At 41.3% G+C, this 11925-nt stretch carries 10 protein-coding genes; 8 read left to right on the plus strand and 2 right to left on the minus strand.

All coding sequences use genetic code 11. The features are described from left to right. Positions 1 to 2: 2 nt before the first annotated feature. Positions 3 to 467 carry a (2Fe-2S)-binding protein gene (locus BUA96_RS02105; protein ID WP_072979857.1) on the minus strand — a complete coding sequence of 155 codons (465 nt, stop codon included), beginning with the start codon at positions 465 to 467 and terminating at the stop codon, positions 3 to 5. Positions 468 to 667: 200 nt separating this feature from the next. Here BUA96_RS02105 and BUA96_RS02110 point away from each other — a divergent pair, with 200 nt between their 5' ends. Continuing rightward, positions 668 to 1852 (plus strand): BamA/TamA family outer membrane protein, encoded by a 1185-nt coding sequence (locus BUA96_RS02110; RefSeq protein ID WP_072979858.1) that lies wholly within the window; start codon positions 668 to 670, stop codon positions 1850 to 1852. A gap of 69 nt (positions 1853 to 1921) precedes the next feature. Here the strand turns inward: BUA96_RS02110 and BUA96_RS02115 are convergent, their stop codons facing one another. Beyond that, positions 1922 to 3478, minus strand: a complete 1557-nt coding sequence (locus tag BUA96_RS02115; protein WP_072979859.1) for a M61 family metallopeptidase — start codon at positions 3476 to 3478, stop codon at positions 1922 to 1924. 211 nt (positions 3479 to 3689) lie between these two features. Between BUA96_RS02115 and BUA96_RS02120 the strand changes: the two genes are divergently transcribed. From BUA96_RS02120 to BUA96_RS02150, 7 genes are all read left to right on the plus strand, one after another. Continuing rightward, positions 3690 to 3968: a hypothetical protein gene (locus BUA96_RS02120; protein ID WP_072979860.1), complete on the plus strand. Its 279-nt coding sequence runs from the start codon at positions 3690 to 3692 to the stop codon at positions 3966 to 3968. 106 nt (positions 3969 to 4074) lie between these two features. Next, positions 4075 to 4611: a hypothetical protein gene (locus tag BUA96_RS02125; protein ID WP_072979861.1), complete on the plus strand. Its 537-nt coding sequence runs from the start codon at positions 4075 to 4077 to the stop codon at positions 4609 to 4611. A 44-nt stretch (positions 4612 to 4655) separates the two neighbouring features. Then, the gene (locus BUA96_RS02130) at positions 4656 to 5474 is read left to right on the plus strand and encodes an oxidoreductase (RefSeq protein WP_072979862.1); all 819 of its coding nucleotides are present in this window, start codon (positions 4656 to 4658) and stop codon (positions 5472 to 5474) included. 124 nt (positions 5475 to 5598) lie between these two features. Further along, on the plus strand, positions 5599 to 6816 hold the full coding sequence (locus tag BUA96_RS02135; RefSeq protein ID WP_072979863.1) for an exonuclease SbcCD subunit D C-terminal domain-containing protein: 1218 nt from the start codon (positions 5599 to 5601) through the stop codon (positions 6814 to 6816). 1 nt (position 6817) lies between these two features. After that, positions 6818 to 9841 carry an SbcC/MukB-like Walker B domain-containing protein gene (locus tag BUA96_RS02140; protein ID WP_072979864.1) on the plus strand — a complete coding sequence of 1008 codons (3024 nt, stop codon included), beginning with the start codon at positions 6818 to 6820 and terminating at the stop codon, positions 9839 to 9841. Between the two features lie 105 nt (positions 9842 to 9946). Beyond that, complete coding sequence (locus BUA96_RS02145; RefSeq protein WP_072979865.1) at positions 9947 to 10339, plus strand: acyl-CoA thioesterase; 393 nt, start codon at positions 9947 to 9949, stop codon at positions 10337 to 10339. Positions 10340 to 10532: 193 nt separating this feature from the next. Next, entirely contained in the window at positions 10533 to 11924 is a 1392-nt protein-coding gene (locus BUA96_RS02150; protein ID WP_072979885.1) for an aminopeptidase P family protein, read from the plus strand. Position 11925 lies beyond the last annotated feature (1 nt).

Here is an 11925-nt window from a genome sequence, read left to right on the forward strand (position 1 = left end):
GATTATTTTTTTGTTGCTGCAAGAGCCACAGCTTTATTGATTCGGGTATAGGTTCCGCAGCGGCAAAGGTTACCGCTCATTGCGTTTTTGATCTCATCTTCAGAAGGAGTTGCATTGCGATTGAGTAAAGCGGCTGCACTCATAATCTGACCAGCCTGACAATATCCGCATTGCGGAACGTCAACTTCTACCCAGGCTTTTTGTACCGGATGATCACCGGTTTCTGAAAGTCCTTCTATTGTAGTAATCTTCATCGAAGCATTTGCGATGGCACTCACTGGTAGCGAACACGAGCGCACGGCGTTTCCGTTTAAGTGAATGGTGCAGGCTCCACATTGGCCAATACCACAGCCGTACTTGGTTCCTACCATTTTAAGATGGTCTCGCAACACCCAAAGAACGGGAGTATTTGCGGCGACATCTACTTGATGTTCTTGCTCGTTAATCATTAGGGAATACTGTGGCATAGCGCGTTATTTTTGTGAAACATCTGTAATTGAGCGCAATAGAAAAGCGCAATGCTTTAAAGTTACTTATTTTAAACGTGCTCCACTTATACTTTTCAAACCAAATCTTAAGCTAAAAGCCTTTAAAAAATTAGCATTTCCTTACAATTTGAGCTGATTCTATCCGCTGTTAAAGGGCTACTTTTGCCTGAAAATCAACAATGCCGAGAAACTTACGCGCGCTTTTATTGGGTCTGCCCTTCTTGCTTTTAGCTGTTCAGCTGCAAGCGCAAGACACTTCAATTCCCAACGAAACTCCCAAAAAAGGATTTATTTCCCGCTACCTCAACAGGGTTTTTAACGATACCGTATCTCAAGAAAAACCACAATTCTTGATCTATCCGGTTTTAGGTATTCGCCCTGAAACAGGCTTGGAATTTGCCGTTGCGCCACTCTTTGTATTCTATGCCAATGAAGACACTAATAACCGACTTAGTGAAATTAATACTTACGCATTTTTTACCTTCAACGGGCAGTATGGAATACGCATCAATCACGCCGTCTATTCTGATCAGGACAAATGGTTTTTCTTAGGTGATCTAGATGCAGAACGTTTTCCGCTAAAGTATTACGGGATAGGAAATGATGTTCCTAAAGACAATATTGCACTGGTAGATGCTACGCAAATTCAGATCAAAGAACGGGTGTTGCGCAAGGTTTTAAAGAACTTTTATGTTGGTCTTGAAACCGATTTTAGAAGTCTGTCTAATGTTTCTTTTGATGCTCCTGAAGATAGTCAGGAAGCTTTAGATATTGAGCTTCCCTTTGGTGCCGAAGGAACGACCAATTTTGGTATGGGCGCCGGTCTTGTTTACGATGCCCGACACAATGTATTGAATGAACGCAACGCCTTCTTTAGCGAATTGGCTTACCTCAATTACAATCCGTTCTGGAAAAGCGATGTAAAATACCAGACCGTCACCACAGACAACCGGTTTTTTACACCCATAGGCAAAAGAGATGTACTGGCAGCACAAGTAATTGGTCAGTTTAGTTTTGGTGGCGAAGTGCCCTTTAACCAGCTATCGTACTTAGGCGGTGAGAATATTATGCGGGGTTATTTTAGCGGAAGGTTTAGAGATCGCAATCAAGTCGCAGCACAAGTAGAATATCGTTTTCTACCGCTTAAACTGGGTTTTACTGACCGTTTAGGAGCAACTGTTTTCACCGGTGTAGGCGAAGTCTTTGACGATTGGAACGAGCTGGAGATGAACAAGATCAAATGGTCTGCTGGTGCCGGTGCGCGCTTTTTGATCTTTAGAGAAAAAGATATTTTTATTCGCTTTGATTATGCTTTTACCAAAGATGGAAATAACTTTTATCTGAGTATAGGAGAAGCTTTTTAGTCCTACTTGACCAAAAATTTTCAGACAATCATTTTATAAGCTTTTGGCTATTCAACCCCTTGCCCACTACTAAAAATAATTTCTGAAGAGCGCCTTACTAATTTCTTCTTGCAATTTATTTTCAGGAGTTTTTCGCTTTAATTGATAAGCGCGTTCTACACGTTCAGTTGACGGGTCGTCGTTTTCTGTCAGATCAAGCTTCAGCGCTCCGTAGCTTAAATACTTCTCATAATCTGGGGTCTCTGTAGTTTCAACGTAATGGCGCAATTCGTCTAAAGGTTTACCCGCCATTTGAGTAACGGTTTCCCAAAACTCTTCTTCGGTATAGCCGCGCTGTTGTTCACGAAAATAAGTTTTATACATCGCTCGCATCACATCGTCTAATGACTTTTCATTTTCACTCTCGTGGCGGATGGCAAGATCAAGCAACAGCCCTATTATTGGACCTTTATGATAATAGGAAATCGTTGTGGCATCTGAAACAGCATCGTTGTTCAAGAAATGATTCCAAACATCATAACTAGAGCGTTCTAAAGACATATGCTCTTTCCCCTCTTTATTTTCGATCGCCTGAAAATGACTGCTTAAATACTGCAGCATATCTTCTTCAGTGATCAAATCTGCATCACGCATAATGAGATATTCGTAATACACCGTAAAACCTTCAGCCACCCAGAGCATCGTCGTGTAATTTTCTTTGCTATAGTCAAACGGTCCCAATTCAATAGGCCGTAAAGCTTTTACATTATACAGGTGAAAATATTCGTGCGTGATAAAATTGAGAAAGGCCTTGTAGTCAGCATCGGTTTTAAAGTCAAAACTTCCATAGGTGAATACCGCTTGCGAGTTGGCGTGTTCTAGTCCGCCTCCGCCGGGTTCCATCATAATAAAAGCATATTCCTCAAAAGGAATGTGCTGCATTAAATCGGTCGTACGCAGAATGATCTCTCGCAAATCTGTTACAAATTGCTGCTCATCTAATCCCTCTGGTGTTGCGATAGCCAGCGTAAACGCTTTACCCAATTGCTGAAACTCAATCATTTTTTGATTTCCTAAATAAAACGGACTGTCGTAAAGCATGTCTGCTGATGCAGCGTAAAAAGTGGTTTGATTTACTTTTTCTAGTCCAGTCGCAATGTGCTCCCAAGTTTCCGGAAGTTGAAAGGTCACTGAAATGGGCGCTTCTTTTTGCCCTTCGGGAAACATAAAAATATCTGTATTCGCCAGAAAAGCCCGAGTCTCCTTCACATTAGATTCTGCTACCGAAGTACGATTAGCATAAACCCGGTAGGTCACCTCTAATTCGGTATTTTTAGGATGCGTGATCGTCCATTTGTTTTTAGAAGTTTTCTTCCATGCTATCGCAACACCTTCAGAAGCCTGCACCTCAAAATCAATAATATGCGCCGGGTTATCGAGAATCATATAATATCCCGGAGTCCAAACCGGCAAAACGAGTGTGGTTTGGGTAGTATCCTGCTGGTCCAGATGCAACTCCACTGCAACATAATGCGCTTCCGCCTGAGGAAAGGATAGTTGATACTGCATTTGTGGATCGCCTTTTTGCGCGAAAACAGTTCCGGAAATCAGAAGAATAACACAAGCCAAATAAACACGTAGAATCATAAATGGGAATTAATTGTGCCTGTGAAATTACTCAATGTATGTCGAAACATAGTTGCCGTTTATCCCTAATTATTCGCAAGAGCTGATACGATGTTAACCTAAAATACATCCCTCTATTTAAACAACTACCTATCAAGTTAGCGTAATTTTAAAATACTGAAAGACTCTATTTAGTATGTAAATTGAGAATAAGGTGTTTTAAAGTTTATCTATGAATACAAAACTAGCTAGAACTGAAAAACTAGGGTATTACCTCACTCCTATTGAAGTTGTTTTTACCGGTTTTCGGCATAACTATACTGATCGACTTAAGAAAAAACAAGATAAAGAATTAAAAGCCTTAAAGGAGTTCGGGGAACTTGAAAAAGTGGAAGAGCTCAAGGCTATTCACAAAAGCTATGGGAAATTTTATGTGTATTGTTGCATAGCGCTAATCTTACTAGCTATTTTCATTTTTCTATTTGAAACTAGTATTAACTCACTAAAATGAAGTTCAACATTCCCTAAAAAAATAATTCAAATTAAAAATCATAATTTCAAATAATACGTCGTGCTTCTATATATTTACTTTTCAGTCAAAAAGCATTTTTGAATTTATGAAACAACTCCTACTCTTCAGTATCTTTTTTTGTAGCCTTTTCACATCTTATGCCCAACAACCCACAGTTGAAAAAGGTATATTTTCTGTAAATATTTTAACTCCGGGTTTAGAGTATGAATTGGGGCTCACTCCAACAACAACCTTAGATTTTAGGGTAGGAACGGGTTTTGCTTATCAAAAAGGAATGTTTGGAGAAGGTTATGGCGTTTACCCTATTTTCAACACGCAATACCGTTATTATTATAACTTCAAAAAGCGAATGGATAAAGGGAAAAACATTACGAAAAACAGCGCTAATTATCTCGCTTTAAGCGCTGCGGTACAAACTGGGAAACCTATAATAGGAAGCCTAGAGTATTATGAGTCTTATTTTGGAGCTATCGGGCCGGTATGGGGCTTACAACGATATTATAAAGGAGGATTAAAACTAGATCTTAACTTAGGTGCGGGATATGGTTTTAATGAGTCTGGCGAAAGTTTTTTCTCACCCATACTGGGTCTACGTTTAGGCTGGTTGCTCTTTAAATCGTGATTCTATCATAGGAATATTGCCAAACTTAAAAACTAAAGTTAGCTATGCAACACGTTATTTTAATTACTGGATCCAGCTCGGGGATCGGTAAATCTACAGCCAAAAAGTTACTCGAAAAGGGACATATCGTTTACGGTGCTGCTCGAAGAACTGATGAAATGCAAGAGCTAGAACACTTAGGAATGCACACCCATTTTTTAGATCTTACCAAAGACGAATCCATAATTTCCTGTGTAGAACATATTTTAAAAAAAGAAGGACGCATTGATGTGTTGATCAACAATGCCGGTTATGGGTCTTACGGCGCTGTTGAAGATGTTTCAATAGAAGAAGCCAAACGCCAGTTTGAGGTCAATCTTTTTGGTTTGGCCCGTATTACGCAATTGGTGCTGCCTGCAATGCGCAAAAATAAAAAGGGTCGTATCGTAAACATCTCCTCGATGGCCGGTAAAATCTACACGCCATTTGGGGCTTGGTATCACGCAACAAAACACGCTCTAGAAGGCTGGAGTGATTGTTTACGCTTAGAATTGAAAGCCTTTGATATTGATGTAGTGATTGTACAACCGGGCGCTATAAAAACAGACTGGGGTACAATTGCTGCTAAAAATTTAAAAGAAAAGTCAGGATCTGGGCCTTATGCTGCATTTGCTAATGCCGCGGCAGAGGGTATGCATGAAGCTTACACCGGTGACCGCCTCACCGATGTAGACGTTTTAGGAAAAACTATCGCTAAAGCAGCAACCATAAAAAAACCTAACCGCCGCTATGCTAAAGGCTTTATGGCAAAACCGGCAATGGCCCTACGCAAATGGTTAGGTGATGGTATCTATGAAAAACTTATTAGGTCGCAATTCAAATAAGGTTTTAATAGCTTACGTAAAAATACCTTGACCTTTGAGCATATTCTAAAGTCAAGAATCAATCCTACAAACCTCTCAATTTTCGTAACTTCACGCCTCCTCCTACGCGATTAAATTCAAAGTCATGAAAATCCTGCATACGGCCGACTGGCACATTGGCAAAAAACTGCACAAACACTATTTATATACCGATTTTGAACGCTTTATCTCTTGGCTGATTGCTATTATTCAAGAGGAAAAAATCGAACTCGTTTTGGTCTCCGGAGATGTTTTTGACCTTGCTAATCCTTCCGCCGAAGCGCGCAAACAATACTATAAAGCTTTAAAGCAGTTAAGCAATCTCAATTGTAAACTCATCATCACCGGCGGAAACCACGATTCGCCGTCGATGCTTGATGCGCCTCGCGAAATACTAGAAGCACTTAATGTGCATATCCTTGGCGGAATGCCTGAAAATCCGGAAGATTGCTTGATTCCCGTTCAAGGTAAACAGGATAATGACCAGCTTGTCGTTGCTGCGATTCCGTTTTTACGGGATGGAGATATTCGTGCCGCAGAATCTGGCGTTACCTATGAAAATCGCATTGAAGCCATAAGAAAAGGGATTGAAGCGGTCTTTACTCAGGCAGCAGAGCTTTGTAAGAAAAAATTTTCCGGACTACCGGTGATCGCTATGGGGCATTTGTATGCAGCAGGCATTGAATCTTCAGAGAGCGAACGCGACATTCAAATCGGTAATCAGGCTGCCTTTCAGGCGAGTCAGTTTGGAGAGTATTTCAGTTATGTGGCGCTGGGGCATATACATAAACCCCAACGCGTGAGTGCTGCAATTCCCGCATTTTATAGCGGTTCGCCTTTACCGCTTTCTTTCAGCGAGCGTACCGATGAAAAACGGGTGCTGATCTTAGATACTTCAACGGGTTTTGAACCCAAAAGCATTGCAATTCCTACGTTTAGAAAGTTGAACAAAGTGAGTGGCGATCTGGAGCGTATACAAAGCAAATTGGAAGCATTAACATCTGAAGGCGAACTCACCAACCTCATCGAAGTAGAGTTGATCGAAGAAAACTTTGATGCCAACCGCATTGCACAGCTCGACACGCTAGTTACCGAATTTAATACGCCTGGTCTGGAGATCGTTAAACATCGGGCGACTTTTAAAAACCGATTAAAAGCAACCGGAAAATTGTTTGATGCGCAGCAACATCTAGAAGATCTTAAACCGCTTGAAGTTTTTACTAAAATGTTAGAGCAAAACTCGTATGACGCAGAAACCAAGGCGAAAGTAACTTTGGCATTTCAGGAACTTGTAGAACACCTCAACACCGCAGATCCCGCTTAAAATGAAAATATTAAAAATTGCTTTTAAAAACATCAACTCGCTGCGTGGTGAGCACGAGATCGATTTTACCCAAGAACCTTTTTTGCAAAACAGCCTTTTTGCGATCACGGGCCCAACCGGAAGCGGAAAAACCACGATCCTTGATGTGATCTCCCTGGCGTTATTCAATCATGTGCCACGTTTAGGGAAGATGAGTACGAACGAGGTGCTCAAAAAAGGAGCTATTCTTACCCGCAATCAGGAAGATGCGAATGCGCAAATCACCTATCAATGCAATCAAGGGATTTTCACCTCGCGCTGGGAAATTTCGACCAACCGAAATGGTAATCTGCGCGATTATCATATGGAGCTCATAAACACAGTAAGCAACGAAATTCTCGATTTAAAAAAATCGGATGTGCCGGGAAAAAATGAGGAGCTGATCGGTTTGAATTATGATCAGTTTATCAAGTCGGTAGTGTTGGCGCAGGGCGAATTTGCCAAGTTTTTACAAGTGCCCAAAAAGGAACGCGGTGCGCTTCTTGAAAAAATCACGGGTACAGATATCTATCGCAGAATTGGGATAGAAGTGTTTCTTCGGAACAAAGAGCGTGCTAAGGAAATTGATGCTAAACGCGCTAAAATTGAGACTTTCAGAGAGCAATTGTTGGAAGAAGATACGTTCGCAACAAAGCAAAAAGAAGCTGAAACTTTAGCCGAAACACAAAAACAGTTAAAGCAATCGATCGAACAATTTACCAAAGAGATCGAGCTTAAAAAGAAACTACAAGCCGAAGAACGCGAACTGCAAAAAACACAGAAAGAATTAAGCGAAGTAGTCGCGCTTCAGGAAAACTTCGAAAAAGAAAAAGGAGATGCACTGAAGCATCACGAAGCGATTCAACTTTTTGCAGAAGAACTCAATCATTGGCAAAGTTTGCAGGAAAAGCAAAAAGAAAAGCAAACCGAAATCAATAAGGCTACGGAAGCTTTAGAAGCTGCGAAAGCCGAACGAGAGCACTTAACGCAACAAATTAGCGAGCAATTTAAACTTACGGTCACACCAACTGATTTTCCGGAAAAAATGGAACGTTATAAAGCGGAAGTCCGTGCCTTGATCGATGAGCGCAATGCCTTGCGCACCGCTTTCGAAACCAGTAAAAATCCGTTGCAAACGGCAGCTAGGGAATTCGATTTACATTTAGACCTAAAAGATCTCAAGGGTTTTGAAGCTGCTTTACAGGAGAAATTTACGAAGTCCAATTCTGCGTATGCAGCTTTAGAGAACCGATTTGACCTTAAAAATGCTTCGGTAGCAGAACGATTGGCAACAATTCAATCCAAACTGAAAAACATCCGCGCAGCTGAGAAAGCACATATGGCTTTAAGCACTTTGCAAAGTCAGCGTAAGGAACGTAATGAAGAATACGTTTCTCTTCAAAAGCAACAAGCGCAGTTGCCCGAAGAGGTCAAACAACTGAAACAGCAGATCGAGTTGAAAAAAGCTCAGCACATCGCTAAGCAAAAAACGCTGGAAGTAGCGCAACTGCAAAAACAACTTGAAGATTATCGCAAAGACCTACAAAATAATGAACCTTGTCCGCTTTGTGGTTCCCTTGATCACCCTTTTGCAGCCCATATTCCGCAAGAAGAAAACGGACTCAAAGCTGCGGTGCTCCAATTAGAACACGAATTAAAAACGCTGAACAAAGAACTCGCGACTAAAGAAAGTTCGCTTCAGCAATTAACGCAACAAATACAACAGCTCGAACATCGTATAAAAGTTCTTGATGAAGACCTGAGTGCTCTGCAAACCACTTTTGATGCCCAATTCAAAAACCTGATGCAAACCAAAGGCAGCGCTACGTTTAACGAATTGGAGCTTCAACTGGAACAGCAAGAACAGGAATTAAATTCCGCTGAAAAACTTCAGCAAAACATTAAAATACTTGCTCAAATTCAGCAGCAAACAACCGATCTAAAAGGGCTTTTGGCAAAGGGTAAAAAGAAAGCAGAAGCAATTTCCGCAGTCTATTCCGGTAAAAATTTTGAACAAGACATCAGTCACAATGAAACCTCCTGGAATCGTAACGAGCAAACCGTAAACCAGCAACAAAAACTGCTCACAGCAGCTAAAGAAACAGAACACGACCTTGTAAAAACCTTAGATAGTCTCACTGCCAGCCTAGTAAAGCAATTGAACAAGAAAGGTTATGAATCTATTGAAGATGCATTACAAAAGCGTTTGAATGCCGCAACCGCTCAAGCTTGGAAACAAGAGTTAGAAAAGATCAACGAGGATGCTTTACGTTTAAAAACCTTACGCAACAAACTCATTGAAGAAATTCAAATCCTAACGGATTCGGCGAGTGAGGCACCACTTGAAAAACTTCAAGAACAGCATCAGGAACAAACAGAAACGCTTCAGCAACACGAACATTCAGCTTCTGTTTTATCACGCCAACTATTAAATCACAAGGATAATCTGGAGCAGATTAGAAAACTTCAGAAACAGATCGATCAGGAACTTAAAGATGGTGAACATTGGTTGATTCTCAATAACCTGATCGGTGATGCGAACGGGAATAAATTCAATGATTTTGCGCAGGACCTTACACTAGCGCAATTGCTTCAGCTAGCTAACAAGCGCCTAAAACATCTTACCGATCGTTATCAAATAGACCAACCGGCAGATGATGAGGACGACAGTCTGGTTGCGATTGATGAGCATATGGGTGGGCAACGTCGTTCGATTAAAACGCTGAGCGGCGGCGAGACTTTTATTTTAAGTCTGGCGCTGGCCTTGGCACTATCTGATCTCGCATCACGCAATATTACGATCAACAGCCTGTTTATTGACGAAGGTTTTGGAACTCTTGACCCTGAAACTCTAGATCAAACGTTGGACACGCTTGAGGTGCTGCAAGCCGAATCTTCAAAAATGATCGGGGTGATCAGCCACGTAGACAGTTTAAAAGAGCGTATCGCAACGCAGATTCAACTTACACAAAATGGGCAAGGTTATAGCAGTTTAAAAATCGTATAATCCTATATAAATTGGTTATCATACCATAGAGGAAACCGTAGCAATTGGGGAGCTTTTGGGCATTATAAGTCTTAAATTTACAGTAGAATTTTTAAGAGAAAAACTATGAATTTTCACACTAGAAAATGGATCAAACCGCAAGACCTTAATCCCAATCGTTCGCTCTTTGGAGGCCGACTTTTAGAATGGATCGATGAGGAGGCGGCGCTTTATGCCATCATACAATTAGAGAATCCGCGTACGGTAACTAAATATATTTCTGAGATTGATTTTAAGTCTAGCGCGCGTGAAGGGGATATCGTTGAAATTGGTATCGAACCGGTAAAATTTGGTACCGCTTCCCTAACCTTAAAATGTGAGGTACGTAACAAAATGACCCGCGAGACCATCATCACCATCGACAAGATCGTGATGGTTGGCTTAGATGAAAACGGAAATGCCAAACCCCACGGAAAAACAAAAGTTGAATATGTAAAAGACCGTTTGGAAGACAGATAAGGTCTATCACAAATAGAATTGTTTGCACAAAAAGAGGCTTTTAGCGCCTCTTTTTGCATTCAGAATGCTAATAAATGCATACAATAGGGCAATCGCCGGTTATTCTTTCTAAAGAGGTTTCGGTAATTTAGCAGCCATTAGCGGTTTTAAAGTTTCCTATAAACCATAAAACTCACAAAATTTAATTCACTTTATGTTCCCTAAAAGCACATACGTCAATAGACGAAATATTTTAAAACAAACCTTAAAAAGTGGCATCATCCTCTTTCCAGGAAATGGCGAAAGCTCGATGAATTATGCCGATAACTGGTATCCTTTTATGCAGGATAGCAGCTTTTTATATTACACCGGAATCGACCATATTCCTAATTTATACTTCTTGATCAACATCGACACCGGGGAAGAAATCCTCTTCGGAAACAATGCCACTCCGGAAGAAAAAGTATGGATCGGTTCTGCTGAAAAATTAGAAAGCTTTGCTGAAAAATCAGGCTTCAGCACTGTAAAACCTTTAGATCAGGTAGCGTCTTATTTAAAAGCGCAGTTAGCCAAAGGACAACAAGTACATTACCTTCCGCCCTATCGTTCGGCTCAAAAAATTGCGATCAGCGAACTTTTAGATATTCCGCTCCAAGAGGTAGAAGCTAACAAATCTGTAGCCTTGATTCAGGCAATCGTTGCTCAGCGCGAGCGCAAATCGGCTGAAGAATTGGTACAACTTGAAGAAGCTGTGAATATTACCCGCAAAATGCACGAGTATGCCATCATCAATACTAAAGCCGGAATGACCGAAATGCAAATGGCAGGTACGCTTAACGGTATTGCAGTAAGCGGTGGCGGCGGACTCGCCTTCCCCATTATTCTAACCAAAGATGGCCAATACCTGCACAATCACGCAACCACAGCCGTCCTGAGTGAAGGCGATCTGGTACTTTGCGATTGCGGCGCGTATAACACGATGGGCTACGGTGGTGATATGACGCGCACCTTCCCTGTCGGAAAAACGTTCAGTCCGTTGCAGAAGGATGTTTACAATATCGTCCTTAATGCGCACGAAAGTGCCATTGCTGCATTAAAACCGGGTACGCGTTTTAAAGACATTCACCTGCTGGCTTCCAAGAAGCTCGTAGAAGGTCTTACTGATCTTGGCCTGATGAAAGGTGACGCTGACGAAGCAGTTGCTGCCGGAGCACATACGCTTTTCTTTCAATGCGGTTTGGGTCATATGATGGGCTTAGACATTCACGATATGGAAAATCTGGCCGAGCAATATGTGGGCTATACTCCTGAGCTGAAGAAAAGCACTGAGTTTGGTCTGAAATCTTTACGCTTAGGAAAAGAACTTCAAGAGGATTTTGTACTCACGGTAGAACCCGGTTTATATTTCAATCCGTTCTTGATCGATGAGCGCAGAGCGCAGAAAAAGTATATGGACTTTGTGAATTATGACGAAGTGGAAAAATTCAAATCTTTTGGCGGCATACGCGTTGAAGAAGATTTTGTCATTACCAAAGACGGAAGCAAACTATTGGGTGAACCACTTGCCAAAACGCCTGAAGCCATCGAAAAACTTAGAAATAACTAAC

This window comes from Leeuwenhoekiella palythoae, from assembly GCF_900130045.1.
In the GTDB taxonomy this organism is placed as follows: Bacteria; Bacteroidota; Bacteroidia; order Flavobacteriales; family Flavobacteriaceae; genus Leeuwenhoekiella; species Leeuwenhoekiella palythoae.